This window comes from Xaviernesmea rhizosphaerae (genome assembly GCF_001938945.1).
Classification (GTDB): Bacteria; Pseudomonadota; Alphaproteobacteria; order Rhizobiales; family Rhizobiaceae; genus Xaviernesmea; species Xaviernesmea rhizosphaerae.
The window spans coordinates 115,849-138,635 of the sequence record NZ_MKIO01000025.1 but is presented as its reverse complement, the minus strand read 5'-3'; the positions used below and the strand labels follow the sequence as shown (position 1 = coordinate 138,635).

Annotated in this window: 21 protein-coding genes; 14 read left to right on the top strand and 7 right to left on the bottom strand. The window is 65.9% G+C overall.

Annotated features, from left to right (window positions below):
- The first annotated feature begins 10 nt into the window (after positions 1–10).
- The 7 genes from BJF92_RS09085 (at position 11) to cimA (ending at position 4,955) form a co-directional block, all read left to right on the top strand.
- Positions 11–265, top strand: coding sequence for an antitoxin (locus tag BJF92_RS09085; protein ID WP_075634440.1), 255 nt, complete (start codon positions 11–13; stop codon positions 263–265).
- Positions 266–279: 14 nt separating this feature from the next.
- Positions 280–678, top strand: a complete 399-nt coding sequence (locus BJF92_RS09080) for a type II toxin-antitoxin system VapC family toxin (RefSeq protein WP_075634439.1) — start codon at positions 280–282, stop codon at positions 676–678.
- Positions 675–1,205 carry a GFA family protein gene (locus tag BJF92_RS09075; protein ID WP_075634438.1) on the top strand — a complete coding sequence of 177 codons (531 nt, stop codon included), beginning with the start codon at positions 675–677 and terminating at the stop codon, positions 1,203–1,205. The genes BJF92_RS09080 and BJF92_RS09075 overlap by 4 nt, the downstream gene beginning before the upstream one ends.
- Before the next feature lie 2 nt (positions 1,206–1,207).
- The gene (locus tag BJF92_RS09070) at positions 1,208–1,744 is read left to right on the top strand and encodes a GFA family protein (RefSeq protein ID WP_075634437.1); all 537 of its coding nucleotides are present in this window, start codon (positions 1,208–1,210) and stop codon (positions 1,742–1,744) included.
- Entirely contained in the window at positions 1,741–2,250 is a 510-nt protein-coding gene (locus tag BJF92_RS09065; RefSeq protein ID WP_075634436.1) for a GFA family protein, read from the top strand. The genes BJF92_RS09070 and BJF92_RS09065 overlap by 4 nt, the downstream gene beginning before the upstream one ends.
- A gap of 15 nt (positions 2,251–2,265) precedes the next feature.
- Entirely contained in the window at positions 2,266–3,222 is a 957-nt protein-coding gene (gene pip, locus BJF92_RS09060) for a prolyl aminopeptidase (RefSeq protein WP_075634435.1), read from the top strand.
- A gap of 116 nt (positions 3,223–3,338) precedes the next feature.
- A complete protein-coding gene (cimA, locus tag BJF92_RS09055) occupies positions 3,339–4,955 on the top strand; it encodes a citramalate synthase (RefSeq protein ID WP_075634434.1) in 1,617 nt (538 codons plus the stop codon).
- A gap of 624 nt (positions 4,956–5,579) precedes the next feature.
- On the opposite strand, the gene BJF92_RS09050 is transcribed toward cimA, so the two are convergent.
- A complete protein-coding gene (locus tag BJF92_RS09050; RefSeq protein WP_075634433.1) occupies positions 5,580–7,571 on the bottom strand; it encodes a bifunctional 2',3'-cyclic-nucleotide 2'-phosphodiesterase/3'-nucleotidase in 1,992 nt (663 codons plus the stop codon).
- 309 nt (positions 7,572–7,880) lie between these two features.
- On the opposite strand from BJF92_RS09050, the gene rarD reads away from it, so the two are divergent.
- Positions 7,881–8,822 (top strand): EamA family transporter RarD, encoded by a 942-nt coding sequence (gene rarD, locus BJF92_RS09045; RefSeq protein ID WP_075634432.1) that lies wholly within the window; start codon positions 7,881–7,883, stop codon positions 8,820–8,822.
- 128 nt (positions 8,823–8,950) lie between these two features.
- On the opposite strand, the gene BJF92_RS09040 is transcribed toward rarD, so the two are convergent.
- Positions 8,951–9,571, bottom strand: coding sequence for an LOG family protein (locus tag BJF92_RS09040; protein WP_075634431.1), 621 nt, complete (start codon positions 9,569–9,571; stop codon positions 8,951–8,953).
- A 345-nt stretch (positions 9,572–9,916) separates the two neighbouring features.
- On the opposite strand from BJF92_RS09040, the gene BJF92_RS09030 reads away from it, so the two are divergent.
- The 6 genes from BJF92_RS09030 (at position 9,917) to BJF92_RS09005 (ending at position 16,612) form a co-directional block, all read left to right on the top strand.
- Positions 9,917–11,746, top strand: coding sequence for a LysM peptidoglycan-binding domain-containing protein (locus BJF92_RS09030; protein ID WP_075634429.1), 1,830 nt, complete (start codon positions 9,917–9,919; stop codon positions 11,744–11,746).
- A gap of 378 nt (positions 11,747–12,124) precedes the next feature.
- Entirely contained in the window at positions 12,125–14,011 is a 1,887-nt protein-coding gene (locus BJF92_RS09025) for an ABCB family ABC transporter ATP-binding protein/permease (protein ID WP_245294699.1), read from the top strand.
- A 117-nt stretch (positions 14,012–14,128) separates the two neighbouring features.
- A complete protein-coding gene (locus tag BJF92_RS09020; RefSeq protein WP_075634428.1) occupies positions 14,129–14,827 on the top strand; it encodes a phosphatidylserine decarboxylase in 699 nt (232 codons plus the stop codon).
- Between the two features lie 191 nt (positions 14,828–15,018).
- Positions 15,019–15,897, top strand: coding sequence for a CDP-diacylglycerol--serine O-phosphatidyltransferase (pssA, locus tag BJF92_RS09015; RefSeq protein ID WP_078057942.1), 879 nt, complete (start codon positions 15,019–15,021; stop codon positions 15,895–15,897).
- A 44-nt stretch (positions 15,898–15,941) separates the two neighbouring features.
- On the top strand, positions 15,942–16,190 hold the full coding sequence (locus BJF92_RS09010) for a type II toxin-antitoxin system VapB family antitoxin (protein ID WP_075634427.1): 249 nt from the start codon (positions 15,942–15,944) through the stop codon (positions 16,188–16,190).
- Complete coding sequence (locus BJF92_RS09005; RefSeq protein WP_075634426.1) at positions 16,187–16,612, top strand: type II toxin-antitoxin system VapC family toxin; 426 nt, start codon at positions 16,187–16,189, stop codon at positions 16,610–16,612. The genes BJF92_RS09010 and BJF92_RS09005 overlap by 4 nt, the downstream gene beginning before the upstream one ends.
- Before the next feature lie 42 nt (positions 16,613–16,654).
- On the opposite strand, the gene BJF92_RS09000 is transcribed toward BJF92_RS09005, so the two are convergent.
- The 5 genes from BJF92_RS09000 to alr all read right to left on the bottom strand — a co-directional run bounded on the left by BJF92_RS09000 (position 16,655) and on the right by alr (position 22,787).
- Complete coding sequence (locus BJF92_RS09000; protein ID WP_075634425.1) at positions 16,655–17,395, bottom strand: SDR family NAD(P)-dependent oxidoreductase; 741 nt, start codon at positions 17,393–17,395, stop codon at positions 16,655–16,657.
- A gap of 6 nt (positions 17,396–17,401) precedes the next feature.
- Positions 17,402–18,892 carry an amidophosphoribosyltransferase gene (purF, locus tag BJF92_RS08995; protein ID WP_075634424.1) on the bottom strand — a complete coding sequence of 497 codons (1,491 nt, stop codon included), beginning with the start codon at positions 18,890–18,892 and terminating at the stop codon, positions 17,402–17,404.
- 295 nt (positions 18,893–19,187) lie between these two features.
- Positions 19,188–19,790, bottom strand: coding sequence for a CvpA family protein (locus BJF92_RS08990; RefSeq protein WP_075634423.1), 603 nt, complete (start codon positions 19,788–19,790; stop codon positions 19,188–19,190).
- A gap of 241 nt (positions 19,791–20,031) precedes the next feature.
- The gene (gene radA, locus BJF92_RS08985; protein WP_075634422.1) at positions 20,032–21,432 is read right to left on the bottom strand and encodes a DNA repair protein RadA; all 1,401 of its coding nucleotides are present in this window, start codon (positions 21,430–21,432) and stop codon (positions 20,032–20,034) included.
- A gap of 179 nt (positions 21,433–21,611) precedes the next feature.
- Positions 21,612–22,787, bottom strand: a complete 1,176-nt coding sequence (gene alr, locus BJF92_RS08980) for an alanine racemase (protein WP_075634421.1) — start codon at positions 22,785–22,787, stop codon at positions 21,612–21,614.

Sequence of the window (22,787 nt, the reverse complement as noted above, 5' to 3'; positions counted from 1 at the left end):
GAGAGACAGCATGAGCTTGATCGAGAGACGGAAGGGGCAGGCTGTCGAGCTGGTGCAGGACGGGGCGGATCAGTGGATCCGCATTCCTTCCGATCTGGCCTTGCCCGGACATTCCGCCCTTCTGCACCGCGAAGGCGAGCGGCTGGTGATCGAGCCAGTTCCGGCGACCGGCCTCCTCGACTGGCTGTCGACGCTGACGGACTGGGAAGGTGATTTTCCCGAACTGGACGAACAGGCTCCGCCGCCCCGGGATGTCGACCTTTGACCGGTGCACTTTACATGCTCGACACCAACATCGTATCCGACCTGATCCGCCATCCCTTGGGACGTGTGACACAGCGCATTGCTGAGGCAGGCGAGCAAGCGGTCGCCATCAGCGCGATCGTGGCGTCCGAACTCCGCTTCGGTGCGGCAAAGAAGGCGTTGCTTCCGCTCGCGCAGCGGATCGAGGGCGTTTTGCAACGTGTCGCGGTGCTGAGCTATGATGAGCGGGCGTCCGTGGATTACGCCGAGATCCGGCAGGATCTCGAATCGCGCGGTGCGCCGATCGGCGCGACCGATCTGTTCATCGCGGCGCATGCCCGCGCGCTCGATCTCGTTCTGGTGACCGCGAACACACGCGAATTCCAGCGAGTGCCGCGCTTGAAACTCGAAAACTGGCTGGAGACCGCGCCATGACCGATCCCGTGCGAACCGGCGGCTGCCAGTGCGGCGCCGTGCGTTTTCAGGTGGAGGGGCCGCTTGGCGATGCCTCGGTCTGCCATTGCCGCATGTGCCAGAAGGCCTCGGGCAATTTCTATCTGCCGCTGGTCTCGGTGCGCCAGGCGCGCCTCATTTGGACGCGGGAGGTGCCCCGGCGCTTCCAGTCCTCCAACCATGTGCGCCGCGCCTTCTGCCCGCATTGCGGCACGCCGCTGACCTATGAGGCGCCAGACGGCATGTCGGTGACGATCGCCGCCTTCGACGATCCGACGGATATCCGCCCGACGGTGCAATGGGGAACGGAAAACAAGCTGCCTTATGTCGATGGGGTCGCCGATCTGCCTGCGCATGCGACGCTCGAGGACCTGACGGCCGCCTCTTTCATCGCCGACATCGTCTCCTATCAGCATCCCGACCATGAGGTGCCCGGCTGGACGCCACGGCTGGACGAGGAGGAGCGCGAGACCAAGGACCATTGGCGGCCGCAGGAGCAGGGGGTTTGACGATGGCGCGCGATCAGAACGAACTCCTCTCCGGCGGATGCCAGTGCGGTGCCGTGCGCTTCCGCGCCAGCCACCTCGGCCGCCCCTCCATCTGCCACTGCCGCATGTGCCAGAAGCAGTTCGGCAGCTTTTTCGGTGCCTTCGTCACCGCCGATCCGGCCCATCTCGAATGGACGCGTGGCGCCCCGGCGCTCTACCGCTCCTCCAACAAGGTCCGGCGCGGCTTCTGCCAGCGCTGCGGCACGCCGCTGACCTATCATCATCCCGGCGGCGTCGAACTTGCCATCGGCGCCTTCGACCATCCTGAAAAGCTCGAGCCGGAAATCCAGGTCAACCACCACAAGCGCCTGCCCTGGATCGATCGTCTGTTCGACAAGCCCGTTCTCGTCAGCGAGGAGGCCGACGCCTTCTTCGCCAGCATCGACTCCTACCAGCATCCCGACCATGACACCGCGGTCTGGCCGCTGGAGGACGACGGCGCGCCCGCGCCGCGTTCCCGTCATGGCCGGCATGGATCAGGCGAGGGCGTGGAGGAGTGACGGATCGGCAGCTTTACACCGGCGGCTGCCAGTGCGGCGCGGTGCGCTACCGCGTCGAAGGCGACCTCGCCGACCCGCATCTCTGCCATTGCCGCATGTGCCAGAAAGCGACCGGCAATTATTTCATGCCCGTTGCCACCACACCGCGCGAAAGGCTCACGCTGACGCGCGGCGAGCCGGCCTGGTTCGTCTCCTCCGCTGTGGCGCGTCGCGGCTTCTGCGCCGCCTGTGGCACGCCGCTGTTCTACGATATGCCGGGCGAGGCGATCATCGGCCTCGTGCTCGGCGCGCTGGATGCGCCTGATGCGGTGCGCCCCGTGCGACAGTCCGGCATGGAATCGCGCCTCGCCTGGTTCGACCGCCTCCCGGCTCTTGCCGGCGACAACAGCAATGCCGACAGCGCCGATGGTGAGGCCCGTCTCGGCGCGATTGTCCAAAGCAACCGCCAGCATCCCGATCACGACACGGATCACTGGTCCCTGCCGCCGTTCTCCAGCAAGCCTTGAAAGATACGCAAACGCATGACCCAACCCCTGCGCACATTTTATCCTGAGATCGAACCCTATGAGAGCGGCCATCTCGATGTTGGCGACGGCCATGTGATCTACTGGGAAAAGGTCGGCACGCCGGGCGCCAAGCCGGCCGTGTTCCTGCATGGCGGCCCGGGCGGCGGCTGCACGCCCACCTTTCGCCGCTTCTTCAACCCTGAAGCCTATGACGTCCTCCTGTTCGACCAGCGCGGCTGCGGCCGTTCCACGCCGCATGCGGGGCTGGAGGCGAACACGACCTGGCATCTGGTGGCCGATATCGAGCGGCTGCGCGAACTGATGGGCGTGGGAAAATGGCAGGTCTTCGGCGGCTCATGGGGCTCGACGCTGGCGCTCGCCTATGCCGAAACCCACCCCGAGCGCGTCTCGGAGCTGGTGGTGCGCGGCATCTACACGCTGACCAAGGGTGAGCTCGACTGGTATTATCAGTTCGGCGTCTCGGAAATGTTCCCCGACAAGTGGGAGCGCTTCGTTGCGCCGATCCCGCCCGACGAGCGCGGGCAGATGATGCAGGCCTATCACAAGATCCTGACCGGCCCGGACAAGGCGGCGCAGATCGCCGCTGCCAAGGCCTGGAGCCTGTGGGAAGGGGAGACGATCACGCTCCTGCCGAACCCCGACTATTCAGCCGGCTTCGGCGAGGACCACTATGCGCTGGCTTTCGCCCGCATCGAGAACCATTTCTTCGTTCATGGCGGCTGGATGGAGGAGGGGCAGCTCCTGCGCGATGCCCACAAGATCGCCGACATCCCCGGCGTGATCATCCACGGCCGCTACGACATGCCGTGCCCGATGCGCTATGCTTGGGCGCTGCACAAGGCCTGGCCCAAGGCCGAGTTCTGCCTGGTTGAGGGCGCCGGCCATGCCTCCAATGAGCCGGGCATTCTCGACCGGCTGATCTACGCCACGGACAAGTTCGCGGGCCTCTGATCGGCCCGCCTGTCGCGGCGAAAGATTGACAGATCGTGAAGCCTTGGTGACAAGGGGCATAAACAAGGCCCCTTGTCACCATCAGGGGTATCAGCCGTTCCCAGGGAGGGAACATCATGACCCGCGATCGCCTCTATCTCTTCGACACCACGCTTCGGGACGGGCAGCAGACGCCCGGCATCGATTTCTCGGTCGAGGACAAGATTGCGATTGCGGAGATGCTGGACGCTTTCGGCCTCGATTATGTCGAGGGCGGCTATCCAGGCGCCAATCCCACAGACACCACCTTTTTCGCCCGGCGGCGCACGCGCAAGGCCCGCTTCGTTGCCTTCGGCATGACCAAGCGCGCAGGCGTGTCCGCTGCCAACGATCCGGGGCTTGCCGCGCTCCTGCAGTCGGCGAGCGACGCGATCTGTCTTGTCGCCAAGAGCTGGGATTACCACGTGGCGGTAGCGCTCGGCTGTTCCAACGAGGAGAATCTCGACAATATCCGCGCCTCCGTCGCCGCCGTTGTGGCGAGCGGCCGTGAGGCAATGACCGATTGCGAGCATTTCTTCGATGGCTACAAGGCCAATGCGCCCTATGCGCTCGCCTGCGCCCGCGCGGCTTACGATGCCGGCGCCCGCTGGGTCGTGCTCTGCGACACCAATGGCGGCACCCAGCCCTCCGAGATCCGCGAGATCGTCGCCGCCGTGATCGCGGCCGGCATTCCCGGCGATCGGCTCGGTATCCATGCGCATAATGATACGGGCCAGGCGGTCGCCAATTCGCTGGCGGCGGTGGAGGCCGGCGTGCGCCAGATCCAGGGCACGCTGAACGGCATCGGCGAACGCTGCGGCAATGCCAATCTGGTGACGCTGATCCCGACTCTGATGCTGAAGGCGCCCTATGCCGAACGCTTCACGCTGGGCATCGACCGCGAGCGGCTGCAGGGGCTCACCGCCCTGTCACATGCCTTTGACGAGCGGCTGAACCGCTCGCCCGACCATCAGATGCCCTATGTCGGTGCCTCCGCCTTCGCCACCAAGGCCGGCATCCATGCCTCGGCCCTGCTGAAGGACCCGCGCACCTATGAGCATGTGCCGCCGGAGACGGTCGGCAACCTGCGCAAGGTCATGGTGTCAGACCAGGGCGGCAAGGCGAATTTCATCAATGCCCTAAAGCGGCGCGGCATCGCCGTGGACAAGGACGACCCCAAGCTCGACCGGCTGATCGCCATCGTCAAGGAGCGCGAAGCCCAGGGCTATGCCTATGAGGGGGCTGACGCGAGCTTCTCGATCCTCGCCCAGCGCACACTTGCCAGCGTGCCGGACTTCTTCCGGGTCGAGGGCTTCCGCGTGATGGTCGAGCGGCGCTACGATGCAAATGGCCAGCTGCGCACCGTGTCCGAAGCCGTGGTGCGCGTCTCGATCGACGGCGAAACCATGATGTCGGTGGCCGAAGGCCATGGCCCCGTCAATGCGCTCGACCTGGCGCTGCGCAAGGATCTCGGCCCCTACCAGACCGAAATCGCCGATCTCGAACTGGTGGACTACAAGGTGCGCATCCTCAATGGCGGCACCGAGGCCATCACCCGCGTCCTGATCGAATCGGGGGACAGCACTGGCGCGCGCTGGTGGACCGTCGGCGTCTCCGACAACATCATCGACGCCTCCTTCCAGGCGCTGATGGATTCGATCCTCTACAAGCTCCTGAAGAACCGTGGCGAGGCGGGGCGGGCGGCGGCGGAGTAGGGGCTGATTGGACACGCCCTTGTCTCAGACAGCGATGATGGCGACGAGAGCATCGGACTGAAAACAGTTCTTACAGGACACGACACCAAAGATCTGTGCGCTTGGACGCCCCCTCATCTGCCTGCCGGCATCCGACCGGGGCCGAGCCACGGGTCTCGTCCCGTCCTTCGGACCCCCGTTGGGGGGAAGAGACCAAGCCGCATCGGACGGCGCCAACGCTCAACAAACAGGAGGATAACCACCTTCTGTGGTGCTGTTGAGGATGAACGACGGTGCCGCACGTCTCTTCTCCCCAGTGGGGGTCCGAAGGACGGGACGAGACCCGTGGCTCGGCCCCGGTCGGATGCCGGCAGGCAGATGAGGGGGCAGACCTCCGCGTACAAACGCCTGTGCCCTGTCCTGTGAACAGTCCTCAGCCCTATGCCCCAGAAGTTGGATGCTCGGGTCGAAGTCCGGGCATGATGAAGCGGCTCTTGTGCCTCAAGCGGGCGCTGACAGCCGGCTTCCCGATGGCCCGCGGCCTGACATTCGCTGATGCACCGTCTCCACACGCATTGCCCCACCTGCGAGGTCATCCTCGGCCTTGAGCCGAGGATCCCGATCGACCTCCAGTTCCCGGGCGCGTCAAAGCACCAGCCGGAACTTCGCGAAGCCCTCAGCACCGTCGCCGGCATCCTCGATCTTTGCGCCCTTGACCGTGGCGATCAGGCCGCGCGCCTTCGGGCCGCTTTCGAAGGTGGCCGTGGTGCCGGGCAGGGCCTCGATGCGCCAATTGTCGTCGGCCGAGGGGTTGATCGTGCCCTGGTCGTGGATGTAGCGCACGATCACGTCGCGGTTGGTGTCGGGGGCGGCGAAGATCACCTTGTCGGCGGCGATCGCCGGGAACTTGCCGCCGCCGCCGGCGCGGTAATTGTTGGTGGCCACCACGAAGTCTTGTGCCGGATCGATCGGCTTGCCGCCAAATTTGAGATCGACGATGCGGTTGGCCTCGGGATGGACGAGCTTGCCGTCATTGTCGAAGCGGGCCGGCTGCGACAGGTCGATCTCGTAGGTCACGCCGTCGATCACGTCGAAATTATAGGAGGGGAAGCCGGCGGCGATCAGCGGCTGGTCCTTCTCGCCCGGCTTCAGCTGGTTGAACAGGCCGGCCGACATTTCCAGCCAGTCCTTCACCTGCGCGCCGTTGATCTTCACCGCCTGCACCGTGTTCGGGTAGAGATAGAGATCGGCGACGTTCTTGATGGCGATGTCGCCTGCCGGCACGTCGGTATAATAATCCGGGCCGCCGCGGCCGCCGGCCTTGAAGGGGGCGGCGGCGGAGAGGACGGCCAAGTCCTTCCACTGCGTCTCCTTCAGCATGTCCTTGATATACCACATCTGCGCCTGGCTGACGATCTGCACCGAGGGGTCGTCTGCCACGAGGGCGAAATAGGAGTACAGCGGCGCCGCGCTCTTGCCGACCGGGGTGCGCACATAGGTCAGCGTCGCCTCGTGTTCCGGCTTGGCGGCGGTGAGGATATCGGCGCGGTCGACCACGTCGGCCACCACCTTCTTGTCCTCGCGATGGTAGATCGGCCGCGCCTCGGTGGTGAAGTCCACCACCTTCCAGCTCTTGCCGTCGCGCTCGAGAAGCAGGTCGATCAGGCCGAGATGCGAGCCCCAGAAGCCGGCCATGACCGCCGGCTTGCCCTGCAGCGAGCCCTTGACCGAATCGACGCCGGCAATGCCATCGAAGCTCTTCGGCCCGGGGAAGACCAGATGCTGGTGGCCGGTGAGGATCGCATCGATCCCGTCCACGCCGGCGAGATAGAGCGAGGCGTTTTCCATGCGATCGCTCTGGCCGGTGCCGTCGATGCCGGAATGCGAGAGCGCGACGATCAGATCGGCCCCCTGTTCCTTCATGACCGGCACCCAGGCGCGCGCCGCCTCGACGATGTCGCGCGTCATGGCCTTGCCTTCGAGATTCTTGGCGTCCCACAGCATGATCTGCGGCGGCACGAAGCCGATCAGGCCGATCTTCAAGGGGCTCGTGGCGCCGGCGCCGTCCGTCACCGTCTTCTCGACGATGGTGAAGGGCTTGAAGAACAAATCGTCCTTCTTCGGATCGCTGGCGAGCTGGCCCTTGGTCAGGTTGGCGCAGACATAGGGGAAATTGGCGCCCCCAAGCGCCTTGAACATGAAGTCCAGCCCGTAATTGAACTCGTGATTGCCGAGCGTGCCGGCCTCATAGCCAAGCAGGTTCATCGCCCGGATGACGGGGTGCACGTCGCCCTCCTTCAGGCCCTTCTGATAGGCCATGTAATCGCCCAGCGGATTGCCCTGCAGGAAGTCGCCATTGTCGACCAGGAAGGAGTTGCCGGCTTCGGCGCGGATGGCGTCGATCAGCGAGGCCGTGCGCGACAGGCCCAGCGTGTCGTTCGGCTTGTCCCCGTAATAGTCGTAGGGGTAGACGTGCACATGGATATCCGTGGTCTCCAGAATGCGCAGATGTGCCTGGTTGGCCGCAGCGCGCGCCGCAAAGGGATGGAGCAGCACCAGGCTGGAGGCGGCGCCAAGGCCAGCCAGCAGCGCGCGGCGCGTGAGGATTGCGGGCGAGGCGAGGGTGGAGGCGGTCATGGGTTTCCCTTTCTGCCATTTCGAAACAGGCGTGCCGGCGTCATCTGGCGGCATGGCGGCTGCGCCACAGGGCGAACAGGATGCGACCGGCCGGGGAGCGGCGTGCCGTGTCTGCAGCCGGGCGGTGCAGCATAAGCGCGCCCATCGGCGATTGCATCCGTCAAATGTGGCCGTTCTGCCGTCGCCCGCGCGAGAACCGGCAAAGCTCAAATTTTCTGCTCAACCGTTCAGCCAAATGAATTGGCACGGCCGTTTGGAATGGCGTAAGCCGCGCGCATAACAAGAACATGTCGATGCGGAGGAATGACCATGGCGGAGCTCGGGAGCGGCGAGAGCCTGAAACCGGCGGCGAGCGAGAGCGGGGACAGTCCGCGCGGCGTCCTGCTGGCCCTGATCGCCTATCTGCTCTGGGGGCTTCTGCCCTTCTTCATGAAAGCGGTCGCCCATATCCCCGCGCCGGAGATCATTGCGCACCGCGTCGTCTGGTCCCTGCCGATCGTCGGTGGCTACATCGTCTGGCTGGGCCGGACGGCGGATCTGAAGCGTGCGCTGACCAATCCGCGCATGCTGGCCATGGCCTGCCTCACCGCCGCGCTGATCACCGTCAACTGGGGCATCTATGTCTGGTCGATCGCCGCCGGCCGCGCGCTGGAGGCCGCACTCGGCTATTACATCAATCCGCTGCTCTCCATCCTGCTCGGCGCGGTGCTGCTGAAGGAGAAGCTCAGCCGGGCGCAGATGGTGGCCATCGCGCTGGCGGTGCTGGCGGTGGCGATCCTCACCATCGACGCTGGCGGCCTGCCCTGGGTGTCGATCTGCCTGGCGCTGAGCTGGGCCTTCTATGCCTTCTTCCGTAAGACGCTGCCGGTTGGCCCCAATCAGGGGTTCTTCCTGGAGGTGATGCTGCTGAGCGGCCCGGCCGTCGCCTATATTCTCTGGCTGGAGACGACGGGGCAGGGACATTTCGGCGATACGGGCCCTGCCGATGTCGGCCTGCTGCTCGCCTGCGGCGCCGTCACCGCCGTGCCGCTGCTGCTCTATGCCAATGGTGCCAAGCTCCTGAAGCTGTCGACCATCGGCATCATGCAATATATCGCCCCGACCATGATCTTCTTCATCGCCGTCTTCGCCTTCGGCGAGCCCTTCGGCCTGGTCAAGCTCGCGGCCTTCGCGCTGATCTGGAGCGCGCTCGCGGTCTATACCGGCTCGATGTATGTCAGCGCGCGCCAGGCGCGACGCACCGCCGGGTGAGCGCGCAGGCCCCGGCCAGGGCAAGGCCCGGAGATCGGAAGATCCTGAGATCGGAAGGCCGGGAGATCAGGAAGACGCCGCCTTGCGCAGGCGGCACCTTCGCCATTTGACCGCCTGCCAGAGCCCGATCAGAGCTTGTCGATGATCTCGCTCTCGCCTTCGCGGTCCACCTTGCCGGCCCAGTGCTGGATCAGCGTCGGCACGATGTCGGCGATCCGGTCGATGATCAGCGGCTGGACCTGATGGGCGGTATGGATGAAGCCGGCATCGGCCATATGACGGATCAGCGCGGTCAGCGGGTCCCAGAAACCGTCGATATTGGCGAAGACCATCGGCTTGCGATGGCGGCCGAGCTGGGCCCAGGTCATGATCTCGACAATCTCTTCCAGCGTACCGATGCCGCCGGGCAAAGCGACGAAGGCATCGGCGCGCTCGAACATCCTGTGCTTGCGCTCATGCATGTCGGGCGTGACGACGAGTTCGCTCAGCTGGCCGAGCGAATGGCGCGTGGCCTCCATGTCCATCAGGAACTCCGGGATGATGCCCGTCACCCGCCCGCCCTGGGACAGGACGCCGCTGGCAACCGCACCCATGAGCCCGCGCGTGCCGCCGCCATAGACGAGGCGCAGGTGATGTTCGGCGATGGATTTGCCCAGTTCGCGGGCAGAGGCCATGAACATGGGATCGCGTCCCGGCTGAGAGCCGCAATAGACGCAGACGGATCGAATCGGAAGGGTCGTGTCACTCATGCCCCAAGCAGACAGCGCGCCTTCGTGAGCGTCAAGGAAAATGACAGGAAGGGCAGAAGCGTGATGGCGGAACGCTTGTCGAACAAGGCGGAAATCGCTAGCAATTTTTCATGGACATGCCGTAATCCGGCAGGGCCGCGCTTGCGATCCGTCTGCCTGCGATTCCGGGCCTTGCAGCGGCTCTGGCCATAGGCGCGCGGCACAGGACCGGGCTTGCGCGATCGGCGGGCGGAACGGGCCGGTTTTTGACCGGCCGGAACCGCCGGGCGGGCTGCGCTGGCCGGATGGCGGCAGGGATCTTTCGGGCAGGCGCCGGGCGCCGCGCCCCGTGGGGTGGAGTTGAGTGTGATGAAGAACAAGGCCGGACTGGTGGCGCTGGTCGTCCTGGCAGTTGCCACGCTGTTGATGGTGTTCCTGGTCCTGCCCAATCTCGGCAGGGACAGCGCCGGATCGCGCGCGCCGGCTTCCTCCGCCACAACCGCCGAAACCGCGCCGCAACCCGCGACGCCTCAGCCCGCCCCGGCGCCCGCGTCGCCGAGTTCAGTGTCGTCCAGCCCGGCCGAGACCACGACGGCTGCCGACGCCAAGCAGCCGCGCGTGCCCGATGCCGCAGCCTCCGCCCCGTCTCCGGCTCCCGATAGCGCTCCGGCTCCCGACAAACCCGTTGCGACCGATCAGCCCGCCGCGCCCGACAACGCGGCTGCGCCTGCCCAGGCCGCAACCGGAGACACGGCCCAGGCCGATATTCCAAGCTTCGACGTGCTGCGCGTCGAGCGGGACGGGTCGACCGTGATTGCCGGCCGCGCTGCGCCCGGCAGCGATCTGGCGGTGGTCAATGGCGACACGGTGATCACCACCACCAAGGTCAGCCCCAGCGGCGATTTCGCCGCCGTGCTCGACCAGCCGCTTGCACCGGGAGACTACCAGCTGACGCTGCGCGCCACCGGCAAGGATGGCAAGGACAAGAGCTCGAACGAGGTGGCGACGGTCTCCGTGCCCAAGACCCCTGATGGCGAGCTGCTCGCCATGGTGTCGAAGCCCGGCGAGGCCAGCCGCATCATCACCGCGCCGGGCGAGGCGGCGGACGTGCCGCCCGCGCCCGCCATTGCCGCGCCGCCGCCGGCCGCGGAAGCCGCCGCTCAGCCGGCCGCCGCCCTGCCGGCTCCGGCCATGCGCATCGCCGTGACCGCGGTCGAGATCGAAGGTAGCCGGATCTTCGTTGCCGGCACCGCGCCGGCCGGCGCGCTGGTGCGCGCCTATGCCGACAACACCTTTATCGGCGAGGCCAAGGCCGGCGCCAATGGTCGCTTCGTCATCGATGGCCAGATCGATCTCTCGGTCGGCTCCCATATCATCCGCGCCGATCTTATCGGACCCGATGGGGTAAAGGTGACCATGCGTGCCTCCGTTCCCTTCGAGCGCCCTGCCGGCGCGCAGGTTGCTGCCGTCGCCCAGCCGACGGCCGACGCCGCGGCCAGCGAGGCCGACGCCCAGCTTCTGGACATGGCGCGCGGCCAGGTCCGCAAGGCCTTTGCGCTGCTGAAGGGCCTGTTCGCCAGCGATCAGACGCCGCAGGCCGATACGCTGGCGGCCGCCCGCTCCGCGACCGAAATCGCGCTTGGGTCGCTGTCGGGCCTGAAGGCCGACCCGACGAGCTCTGCCACGACGCGCGAACGCATGCAGATCTCCGCCAAGGCCGCCGGCAAGGCGCTGGCGGTCCTCAAACCCGTGGCCCGCGAAGCCGCCGCCGTCAAAGCCGTTCTCTCCCAGGTCGAGGCGGCGCTGGCTCCGGTGCTGCATGACGAGCCGGCAATGGCCGCCGTGCCGCCCGCTGGCGTCGACAGCGCCGCCGCGGGCGGACAGGCTGCGCCTGCGCCCCAGACGGCCCCGCCCGAAACCGCTGCGGCCGAGCCGCCGACGGTGCAGCAGGCGCCGCTGCAGCAGAGCCGCAATTCCGTGATCATCCGCCGGGGGGATACGCTGTGGCAGATTTCACGGCGTGTCTATGGTGCGGGTGTCCGCTATACGACCATCTATGTGGCCAATGAGGACCAGATCAACGATCCGGACCGAATCCTGCCCGGCCAGGTCTTCGGCGTGCCGGACAAGGCGCTGCCGGATCCCGAATCCGAAGCGATCCACCGCCGCCACATGCAGCAGATGCAGCGCAACTGAGCGGAGCGCGGCGCTGCTCTCGTCGCCGCGCTGATGCCTGGGCGCAGGGCTGTCCCGGTCTAAGCATCGACCTGGCGCTTTCGCCTCTGCGGGGTGCGCAGCGGCATGCCAGCACCTTGTGGCTTGCATCTGCCCAACTGCGGCGTCGCCCCTCCATCATCTTTCCCGAGGTCTTATCGATCGCAGGCAGGATGCTCCGTATTGAAAGCGTCACGGTATCCGTGCCTTTGTCGGCAGCGCGCGGATGGGGACGCGTGACAGCAAAGAGACAGCATCGACGCCGCAGGATTTTCCGCGCAGCGTTCTCCATTTTTGTTTTTGCATCCGACCGAAAACCGCTTCCCGCTTTTCGGTCGGATGCTCTGGAAAAGGTGTGCCGTGGCACGACAAGACAAACTGGTTTCCGCCGATTCCGGCAATCCGCTGGGCACACTGCGCAATCTCTGGCCCTATATGTGGCCGCATGACCGGCCCGACTTGAAGATGCGGGTGGTCTGGGCGACGGTGATCCTGCTCGTCGCCAAGATCGTTCTGCTGCTGGTGCCCTATTTCTTCAAATGGGCGACCGATGCGCTGAACGGCCGCGCCGATCTCTCCGGCACCGCGCCGACGATTCTCACCGGCGCGCTGGCGCTGGTGGTCGCCTATAATCTGGCGCGCCTCCTGCAGGCGGGGCTGAACCAGCTGCGCGATGCACTGTTTGCCAGCGTCGGCCAGCATGCCGTGCGCCGGCTGGCCGAGCGCACCTTCATCCATATGCACCAGCTCTCGCTGCGCTTCCACCTGGAGCGGCGCACCGGCGGCCTGTCGCGCATTATCGAGCGCGGCACCAAGGGCATCGAGACGATCGTGCGCTTCACGATTCTCAACTCCATCCCGACGCTGATCGAGTTCCTGCTGACCGCCATCGTCTTCTGGTGGGGCTATGGCCTGCAATATCTGCTCGTCACCGCCGTCACGGTCTGGCTCTATATCTGGTTCACGGTAAAGGCCAGCGACTGGCGCATCTCCATCCGCCGCCAGATGAACGACAGCGACACCGAGGCCAACACCAAGGCGATCGACTCGCTCTTGAACTTCGAGACCGTCAAATATTTCGGCAATGAGGAGATGGAGGCCCGCCGCTTCGACCAGTCGATGGCGCGCTACGAAAAGGCGGCGACGGAGGTCTGGACCTCGCTCGGCTGGCTGAACTTCGGCCAGGCGCTGATCTTCGGCGCGGGCACAGCGGTGATGATGGTGATGTCGGCGATGGCCGTGCAGCGGGGCGAGCAGACGCTCGGCGATTTCGTCTTCATCAACGCCATGCTGATGCAGCTTTCCATCCCGCTGAACTTCATCGGTTTCGTCTACCGCGAAATCCGCCAGGGCCTGACCGATATCGAGCAGATGTTCGATCTCCTGGAAGTCCAGCCGGAGGTGGTGGACTGTCCCGGCGCGCCGTCGCTCGCCATCGAGCGCGGCGCCATCCGCTTCGACAATGTCCATTTCGCCTATGATGCCGACCGGCCGATCCTGAAAGGGGTCTCCTTCGAGGTGCCGGCCGGCAAGACGGTGGCGGTCGTCGGCCCCTCGGGCGCGGGCAAGTCGACGCTTTCGCGCCTGCTCTACCGCTTCTATGATGCGCAATCCGGCTCCATCACCATCGACGGGCAGGATGTGCGCCAGGTAACGCAGAAGAGCCTGCGCGCGGTGATCGGCATGGTGCCGCAGGACACGGTGCTGTTCAACGACACCATCGCCTACAACATCCGCTATGGCCGGATCGGTGCGAGCGAGGCCGAGGTGGAGCAGGCGGCCGACATCGCCCAGATCGGCGGCTTCATCCGCGCGCTGCCCAAAGGCTTCTCGGCCATGGTCGGCGAGCGCGGCCTGAAGCTCTCGGGCGGGGAGAAGCAGCGCGTGGCAATCGCCCGCACCATCCTGAAAAGCCCGCCGATCCTGATCCTCGACGAGGCGACCTCTGCACTCGATACCCGCACCGAACAGGAAATCCAGGCGGCGCTCGATATCGTCTCGAAGGACCGCACCACGCTGGTCATCGCCCACCGCCTGTCGACGGTGATCCATGCCGACGAGATCATCGTGCTGCGCGACGGCGTGATTGCCGAGCGGGGCAACCACGCCGCGCTGATCGCCGCGGGCGGCCTCTACGCCTCCATGTGGAACCGCCAGCGCGAGGCCACCCAGGCGGAGGAACATCTGAAGCAGGTGGTGGAAAACGACGATCTCGGCGTGGTCGTGCGCGGCCCTTCGGCGCGGTGAACCGCGCTTTGAGGGCGGCGAGAAAACGGCCCGCGCACTGCTTCCGCCCGTGCTCTGTTGCTCCCGGCGGCCTTTCGCTCTAAGTCAGACGAAAGAAACGCCGGGAGAAACGCCTGAATGAGCCTGACCACATCCATTCGCAACACGCTGGTGCCGATCCACAAGGCGGGCTATCCCTTCATCGCGATCTTCTTCGTGGTCTCGCTGCTGCTCGGGCTTTTCTGGAAACCGCTGATGTGGATCGGCTTCGTGCTGACCCTCTGGTGCATCTATTTCTTTCGCGATCCGGTGCGCGTCACCCCGCTCGATGACGATCTGGTGATCAGCCCGGCCGATGGCCGCGTCTCCTCGATCGCCGAAATCGTGCCGCCGGCCGAGCTGGGGCTGGGCGCCGAGCCGATGCTGCGTATCTCCGTCTTCATGAATGTGTTCAACTGCCATGTGAACCGCGCGCCCATGGCGGGCCGCATCGCCCGCATCGCCTATCGTAAGGGCCAGTTCGTCAATGCCGAGCTCGACAAGGCCAGCCATGACAATGAGCGCAACGGGCTGGTCATCGACACCGCGCATGGCGAAATCGGCGTGGTGCAGATCGCAGGGCTGGTCGCGCGGCGCATCATCTGCTGGTCGCAGACCGGTGAGAGGCTGCAGCCGGGCGAGCGCTTCGGCCTGATCCGCTTCGGCTCCCGCCTCGACGTGTTCCTGCCCGCCGGCGCGCGCGCGCGCGTCAGCCTCGGCCAGACCGCGATCGCCGGCGAAACCGTTCTGGCGGAATTCGCCACGGACAAAGGGCCGGTGATCAGCCGCCGCGGCTGATCCGCCGGGCTGAAACGAAAAGACGGCAGAAGCATTCCCAAAAAGGGGCGCAGTGAATTTCGCTTGCGCCCCGCCTGTGTCAGCGCAGAACGGCGTGTCTGGCCGGCGATCCACATTCGATCGCCGCGTTCCGCCGCAATCCCGAACCCATAAGCACCCCGTACCCATGAGATTGAAAGGGCGCCCTGCCGATGGAAACCACCCCGTTCCCTTCCTTTGAGCCCAATGGCCCGAACGACGAGGCGCGGGGGCCGCGTCTGCGCGAGATCCCGCTGCGCATGCTGGTGCCCAATCTGATCACCGTTCTGGCGATCTGCGCCGGCCTGACGGGCGTGCGCATGGCCTTTGACGACCGGTTCGAGCTGGCGGTCGGCATGGTGCTGCTCGCCGCCTTTCTCGATGGCATCGACGGCCGGGTGGCGCGCCTGCTGAAAGCCACGTCGAAATTCGGCGTGCAGATGGATTCGCTCGCCGATATCGTCAATTTCGGCGTCGCGCCAGCCTTCGTGCTCTTCGCCTTCGTGCTGGACAAGGCGCCCTCACTCGGCTGGATCGCTGCGCTGGTCTATGTGATCGCCGCCGGCCTCAGGCTCGCCCGCTTTAACGTCATGGCCGACCGCGACATCAAGGCGCCCTGGCAATCGGAATATTTCGTCGGCGTGCCGGCCCCGGCCGGCGCCATGCTGGTGCTGCTGCCGGTCTATCTCGGCCTTCTCGGGCTGGAGCCGAGCCGGACCTTCGCGGTTTTCGCGGCGATCTACACCGTGTTCATCGGCTTTCTCCTGGTCAGCCGCGTTCCCGTCTGGTCCGGCAAGTCGGAAAACCGGGTGCGTCGCGACCTGGTGCTCCCCGTCATCCTCGCAGTGGTGCTCTATGTCGCCACGCTGATGAGCTTCACCTGGGAGACCATGGCCTTCACCGCCGTCGGCTATCTCCTGACGCTGCCCTTCGGCATGCGGGCCTGGCAGCGCAAATATGGCGACTGGCCGCATCCGGTGAAGACGGTTGAGGAGGAGCCGGTCCGCGAGGAGACGAGGGTGTCGGAAGAGGAGACCGGCAAGATCTCTTGATGATTTCGCCCGCGCGACCTATCTTTTGAGAACTGGAGGCACAGATGGCAGAGCCGCAGTTTTCCATTCCCAGCCGGAAGGCGCAGGATCTCGCCAACAGGCTGGCGCGCCGCGAAAACCTCTCCGTCATGGAGGTCGTCGAGCGGGCGCTCGAAGCCTATGAGAGCCGTAGAGACACGCACGAGCCGGCGGCCGCCTTCTACCAGAGGATTGCCGAGCGATGCGGTACGGATCTGGATCTTGACGCCGTCATTCAGGACGGCCGTGCTCCGCACGCAGGTGTCGATCTTTGATCTTTCTGGACACCAATGTCGTCTCGGAAAGCCTGCGGAAGCAGCCGGAGGAGGCGGTCATTGCTTGGCTCGTTCGACATGACGCTGAACTTGCACTTTCGAGCGTTGTCATTGCCGAGATTGCCTTTGGGATCGAGAAGATCCGGCCAGACCAGCGCGCGACGCGATTGCAGCAGGGGCTGCAGGAGTGGTGCCGCCGCTTCCGGAACCGCATTTTCGATCTGACCGAAGAGGCTGCCCTGGCTTATGGCGAGATCATGGCCGAGGCTGCCCGGAGCGGGCAGGGCATGTCGGTGCCCGACGGGATGATTGCGGCTATTGCCCGGGTGAATAACGGCCAGCTGGCAACGCGCAATCTCAAGGATTTCCGCACAACAAGACTGACGCTGATCTCGCCTTGGGACGTACAAGAGGACGCCTGAGCGGTCGGGCGAGAGAGCTCCAAACGGCCCTGCATCGACCCCTCACTCCGGCATCCGGTAATCCACGATCTTGCGCTCGCGCACTTGGAAGAGCTTGCCCGTCTCCGTCTGTCCGGCTCCGCACAGCGGCAGCAGCGCCTCGGCGATCTCGGAAGGGTGGGGCACGGTCGAGGGATCCTCGCCGGGCATGGCCTGGGCCCGCATGGCGGTGCGCGTGCCGCCGGGATCGACGGAGAGGATGCGCAGGGGCAGGCGCTGGGTCTCGCCGGCCCAGGTGCGGGCGAGCGCTTCCACTGCCGCCTTCGAGGCGGAATAGGGCCCCCAGAAGGGGCGGCACTTATGCGCGGCACTCGAGGAGAGGATCAGCGCGCGGCCCTGGTCGGATTTCAACAGGACCGGCTCGACCGAGCGGATCAGCCGCCAGGTGGCGGTGACGTTGATCGCCATCACCTGCTCGAACACCTTGGCCTCGACATGGCCGATCGGCGAGATCGTACCGAGGATGCCGGCATTGGCGACGAGAATGTCGAGCTGGCCCCAGCGCTCGTTGATCGCCGCACCCAGCCGGTCGATCGCGGCCATGTCGGTCAGGTCGAAGGGCACGAGGGTGGCGCCCGAGCCGCCGGCCTGGCGGATGGCGTCGTCAAGCTCTTCCAGCCCGCCAATGGTGCGGGCGCAGGCCACCACATGGGCGCCGGCCTTGCCGAGCGCCAGCGCCGTGAAATAGCCGATGCCGCGCGAAGCGCCGGTGACCAGCGCGATCCGTCCTTGAAGAGTGGTCATCCCGCTTTACCCGTTGCTCGCCATGACCGAAAGCTTGCGCACATTGTTGGCCGCTTCCTGGTCGATCAGGCGGGTCGGATATTCGCCGGTGAAGTAATGGTCGGTGAATTGCGGCTTGGCGGCATCGCGCGGCGCGCCGCCGACGGCTTCATAGAGACCATCGATCGACAGGAATTCCAGGCTGTCGGCGCCGATATAAGCGCACATGGAGGCGAGGTCGGCATGCTGGTTGGCCAGCAGCTTGTCGGCGTCTGGCGTGTCGATGCCGTAGAAGTCGGGATGGTAGATCATCGGGCTCGCCACGCGGATATGCACCTCGCGCGCGCCGGCCTCGCGCATCATCTGCACGATCTTGACCGAAGTGGTGCCGCGCACGATCGAATCGTCGATCAGCACCACGCGCTTGCCCTCGATCATCGCCCGGTTGGCCGAATGCTTGAGCTTGACGCCGAAGGCGCGGATCTGCTGCGTCGGCTCGATGAAGGTGCGGCCGACATAATGGTTGCGGATGATGCCGAGCTCGAAGGGAATGCCGCTTTCCTGGGCGAAGCCGATCGCCGCCGGCGTGCCGCCATCCGGCACCGGCACGACGACATCGGCCTCGACAGGCTTTTCGCGGGCGAGATTGATGCCCATGTTCTTGCGCGCCACATAGACGTTGCGGCCGCCGACGACCGAATCCGGCCGGGCGAAATAGACATATTCGAACAGGCAGAGCCGCTCGGCCTGCGGCTTTTCCGCCTTGCGCGATTCGATCGAGATCGAGCCGTCGGGCTGGATCTCGCAGATGATCACTTCGCCATTCTCGACATCGCGCACGAATTTGGCGCCGATAATGTCGAGCGCGCAGGTTTCCGAACAGAAGATCGGCTTGCCGTCGAGCTCGCCCATGACCAGCGGGCGGATGCCATGGGGGTCGCGCGCCGCCATCAGCTTGGTGCGGGTGATGGCGAGCATGGAATAGCCGCCCTCGATCTGGGAAATCGCGTCGATGAAGCGCTCGCCCGAGCCGACCTGCTTGGAGCGGGCGATCAGGTGCAGCACGACTTCGGTGTCGGAGGTGGACTGACAGATCGCGCCATCGGCGATCAACTGGCGGCGCAGCGTCAGCCCGTTGGTCAGGTTGCCGTTATGGGCAATGGCGATGCCACCGACCTCGAGTTCGGCAAAGAGCGGCTGCACGTTGCGCAGCGCCACTTCGCCCGTGGTCGAGTAGCGGGTGTGGCCCATGCCGATGAAACCGGGCAGCTTGGCGAGGATGGCCGGGTCGGTATAGTGATCGCCGACGAGGCCCATGCGCTTTTCGGTGTAGAACTGCCGCCCGTCGAAGGTGACGATCCCCGCGGCTTCCTGGCCGCGATGCTGCAGCGCGTGCAGGCCGAGCGCAGTCAGCGTCGCCGCGTCCTCATGCCCGAGAATGCCGAAAACCCCGCATTCCTCGTGCAGCGTGTCGCCGTCGAGCTCGTCATTCCAGGTTGCGCTGTGGTGATCGGTCATGGTCGTCGGGCCTTCCGTCGCGAACAGAACTTGCGATGCGAACGCCGGCCTCTCGCGGGGAAGGTCCTGGCGGGATCCTCAAATGCCATCGGCGCCCATCACGGTGGAGGACCGTGGCAAGGGCGCCTTTGGCAGATCGTGCAAAACTCTCTCTTCAGTCTTGCCGTGGCGATTGTGCCGAAACAAGGGCCTGCGGCGCGCATGTCGTATCGGCGTCAGCGATCTTCAAGCCATTGGCTTAAAGAGGCGCCGTTAACCCGTCATCCGGCGACGCGCGGCTGTTGTCGCGCGCCCATCAGCCGCCATTGTTCGAGCGGGGCTCGGTTGCCGGGGCGTCGTCCTGCGGCGGCTGCTCGACGGCGGGCGCATCGTTCTCGCCACGGCCGGCGCCGGTCAGGCGCTGGCGCACGTCCTCGGCAATGTTTTCCGGCAGCAGCGCTACCAGCTTGGCACCGAGATTGTCGAGAACGGGCTTGGACTTGGCCTGCAGGATCCAGGCCGGCTGCTGCTCCGGCTTGACCAGCCAGTTGAAGAACAGCATGGCCACCACGATCAGCAGCACGCCGCGCGCGGCGCCGAAGACGAAGCCGAGCGTGCGGTCCAGCGCGCCGATGCGGCTGTCGATGATGAAATCGGCAATGCGCATGGTGATGAAGGACACGATGATCAGCGCCACCAGGAAGATGACGCCGGCCGCGCCGACCAGCGCGATGGTCGCGCTTTCGGTATATTGCTTGGCATAGGGCACGAGATAGGGGTGCAGGTAATAGGCCGCGCCAGCGGCGGCGACCCAGCTGGCGACGGACAGGACCTCGCGCGAGAAGCCGCGCACCATGGCGAGCACCGCTGAAAACAGGGCGACGCCCAGAACGATGCCGTCGAGAATGGTGATGGCCATGATGCTCCTTACTCCGAACGCTTCCGGCGGCAGTCCGAACAGGTCCGGCGGCCCCCACGGCGCCGGCCGGCATCTCCCCGGGGAGCTTGCGACCGCGCCGATCCATCTCTGTCTTCCGGCCGATCCTGATCGGATCTTGCTGGCCAGACGCAACAGGCCGCGGCGGACAATCCCGGCCACGGCCCCTTCCTGCAATCTCAAAAACGGCTGCAGCGCCCGAAGAAGCGCGCCGCCGGCTCTGTCAGTCGTCTTCCGCCGGTGTCAGCGCGGCGCGCGATCCGGCAATCTTGGCCACGAGGTCCGGCAGGCTCTCCATCTCGCTCCAGCGCTGGCCGGAACCCTTCGGCAGGTCGGCGGAGGCTGAGGGCAGGACGGCCTGTGAAAAGCCGAGCTTTTCGGCTTCCTTCAGGCGCTGTCCGGTCTGCGCAACCGGCCGGATGGCCCCCGACAGGCTGACTTCGCCGAAATAAACGCAATCCGGAGGAAGGGCAAGACCGGCAAGCGACGAAACCAGTGCGGATGCGACGGCAAGGTCGGCCGCCGGCTCAGCGATGCGGTATCCACCGGCGACATTGAGATAGACATCATGGCTGCCGAGCCGGACACCGCAATGGGCCTCGAGCACGGCGAGGATCATCGACAGGCGCGCCGAGTCCCAGCCGACCACCGCGCGGCGCGGCGTGCCGAGCGAGGTGGGCGCCACCAGCGCCTGCACCTCGACCAGCACCGGCCGCGTGCCTTCCATGCCGGCAAAGACGGCGGCGCCCGGCGCCTTGGCATTGCGCTCGCCCAGGAACAGCTCGGACGGGTTGGTCACCTCGCGCAGGCCCCGATCGCTCATCTCGAACACGCCGATCTCGTCCGTCGGGCCGAAACGGTTCTTCACCGTGCGCAGGATGCGGTAATGATGGCCGCGATCGCCCTCGAAATAGAGCACGGCATCGACCATGTGCTCGACCACCCGGGGGCCGGCGATCTGGCCCTCCTTGGTCACATGGCCGACCAGCACCACCGTCGCCCCGGTCTGCTTGGCGAAGCGGATCATCGCCTGAACCCCGGTGCGCACCTGGGTGACCGTGCCCGGCGCGCTGTCAACGATGTCGCTCCACAGCGTCTGGATCGAATCGATAATGACCAGATCGGGCCGCTTGCCGTCCGACAGGGTGGCGAGAATGTCCTCGACATTGGTTTCGGCGGCCAGCAGCACGCTGCTGTCGGCCGCGCCCAGGCGCTGGGCCCGCAGGCGCACCTGCGCCACCGCCTCCTCGCCCGAGACATAGATGATTCGGTGGCCCTGGCGGGCAAGGGCTGCGGCCGCCTGCATCAGGACGGTGGACTTGCCGATGCCGGGATCGCCGCCGATCAGCACCGCCGAGCCGCGCACGAAGCCGCCGCCGGTGGCCCGGTCGAGCTCGGAAATGCCTGTGGCGACGCGCGGCGCATCTTCCGCCTCGCCGTCCAGCGTGGTCAGCGCCACGGGGCGACCCTTCTTCGGCATCTTGCCCGGGCCGCCGCCGATGCCGGCGGTCGGATCCTCCTCGATCACCGTGTTCCACTGGCCGCAGCCCTCGCATTTTCCCACCCAGCGCGAGTGAACGGTGCCGCAGTTCTGACAGATGAAGGAGGGGCGGGCTTTCGCCATGGCGATGCTGGGCTTTCAAGAATGCCGGCGCTTGCCCTCGAAGACTGGGGGTATGCGGCCGCGGCAGGGAACGAACGAGGGAAGCCGCAGATCACGCGATCTCCTTTTGTTCTCATTTAGAGCAAGATTGCCGCCTTTCCAAGCGGCAATCGCTACCTCGTGAGACCCGTTCGCCGCGCTCAGTCCTCGGGGTCGAGATAGAGCCTGTCATAGCGATGGCCGAGACTGGTCAGGAGTTCGTAGTCGATCGTTCCGGCGGCGGCGGCCGCCTGGGTGATCGAAAGATTGGGGCCGAAGAGCTCGACATAGTCGCCGGCCCGCGCGCCCGGCACGTCGGTCACGTCGAACATGGTCAGATCCATGGTGATGCGCCCGATCTGGGGCACGCGCCGGCCGTGCAGAACGCCATGTGCGCCCTGTTCCAGCGCGCCGCGCAGCGGCACGCCGGCGCTCGATCCGCTGCGGTGAAAGCCATCGGCATAGCCGGCGCCGACGATGGCGATGCGGCTGTCGCGCGCCAGAATTGCCGCCGCGCCATAGCTGACGCTTTCGCCCGCTTTCGCCGCGCGGATTTGCAGGATGCGTGCCTCGGCGGTGACGACAGGCACCATGGCGTTGGTCGCCCCGTTGACCGCCTGGCCGCCATAAGTGGCGATCCCGGGACGGGTCAGGTCGAAATGATAGTCGGGGCCGAGATGTACACCGGCGGAATTGGCCAGACTCGCCTCGACGCCGTCAAAAGCTTCTGTCACCTGGCGGAAGAGGGCGAGCTGGCGGGCGTTCAGCGGATGGTCCGGCGTGTCGGCGCAGGCGAGGTGGCTCATGACCAGCACGGGCGAGAAGCTCGCCGGGCGCGCGGGGTCGTCTGCGAGCGCCAGCGCCTCTTCGGGGGAAAGTCCCAAACGGGTCATGCCGGTGTCGACATGAAGGGCGCAGGGATATTCCCCATGCTCTGCCAGCAGGGCCATGAAGAAGGCGAGCTGCTCTTCCGAATTGATGACGGGCACCAGCTCGTAATCGAAGAAGACCGGCTCCAGCCCTGGCCAAAGGCCCGAGAGCACGAAGATGCGGGCATCGGGCGCAAACGGCCTGAGCTCAGCGCCCTCCTGCGCCGTGGCGACGAAGAAATCGCGCGCGCCTGCGGCATAGAGCGTTTCGGCCACGGGCTCGATGCCCATGCCATAGGCGTTGGCCTTGACCACGGCGGCCGTGCGCGCGCGGCCGGACAGGCGCTGCATCTCCAGCCAGTTGGCCTTGATCGCGCCGAGATCGATGGTGGCGCGCAGGCAGGCGGCATCGAAGCCATCCTCGTCGAAGCCGGCGTCGTCGTCGCTGGGGAAAAAGGCGTCGGTCAT

Excerpts from the sequence above, each read along its gene's own strand:
- BJF92_RS09085 (WP_075634440.1), top strand. The coding sequence starts at position 11 with ATGAGCTTGATCGAGAGACGGAAGGGGCAGGCTGTCGAGCTGGTGCAG.
- BJF92_RS09080 (WP_075634439.1), top strand. The coding sequence starts at position 280 with ATGCTCGACACCAACATCGTATCCGACCTGATCCGCCATCCCTTGGGA.
- BJF92_RS09075 (WP_075634438.1), top strand. The coding sequence starts at position 675 with ATGACCGATCCCGTGCGAACCGGCGGCTGCCAGTGCGGCGCCGTGCGT.
- BJF92_RS09070 (WP_075634437.1), top strand. The coding sequence starts at position 1,208 with ATGGCGCGCGATCAGAACGAACTCCTCTCCGGCGGATGCCAGTGCGGT.
- pip (WP_075634435.1), top strand. The coding sequence starts at position 2,266 with ATGACCCAACCCCTGCGCACATTTTATCCTGAGATCGAACCCTATGAG.
- cimA (WP_075634434.1), top strand. The coding sequence starts at position 3,339 with ATGACCCGCGATCGCCTCTATCTCTTCGACACCACGCTTCGGGACGGG.
- BJF92_RS09050 (WP_075634433.1), bottom strand. The coding sequence starts at position 7,571 with ATGACCGCCTCCACCCTCGCCTCGCCCGCAATCCTCACGCGCCGCGCG.
- rarD (WP_075634432.1), top strand. The coding sequence starts at position 7,881 with ATGGCGGAGCTCGGGAGCGGCGAGAGCCTGAAACCGGCGGCGAGCGAG.
- BJF92_RS09040 (WP_075634431.1), bottom strand. The coding sequence starts at position 9,571 with ATGAGTGACACGACCCTTCCGATTCGATCCGTCTGCGTCTATTGCGGC.
- BJF92_RS09020 (WP_075634428.1), top strand. The coding sequence starts at position 14,129 with ATGAGCCTGACCACATCCATTCGCAACACGCTGGTGCCGATCCACAAG.
- pssA (WP_078057942.1), top strand. The coding sequence starts at position 15,019 with ATGGAAACCACCCCGTTCCCTTCCTTTGAGCCCAATGGCCCGAACGAC.
- BJF92_RS09010 (WP_075634427.1), top strand. The coding sequence starts at position 15,942 with ATGGCAGAGCCGCAGTTTTCCATTCCCAGCCGGAAGGCGCAGGATCTC.
- BJF92_RS09000 (WP_075634425.1), bottom strand. The coding sequence starts at position 17,395 with ATGACCACTCTTCAAGGACGGATCGCGCTGGTCACCGGCGCTTCGCGC.
- purF (WP_075634424.1), bottom strand. The coding sequence starts at position 18,892 with ATGACCGATCACCACAGCGCAACCTGGAATGACGAGCTCGACGGCGAC.
- BJF92_RS08990 (WP_075634423.1), bottom strand. The coding sequence starts at position 19,790 with ATGGCCATCACCATTCTCGACGGCATCGTTCTGGGCGTCGCCCTGTTT.
- radA (WP_075634422.1), bottom strand. The coding sequence starts at position 21,432 with ATGGCGAAAGCCCGCCCCTCCTTCATCTGTCAGAACTGCGGCACCGTT.
- alr (WP_075634421.1), bottom strand. The coding sequence starts at position 22,787 with ATGACCGACGCCTTTTTCCCCAGCGACGACGACGCCGGCTTCGACGAG.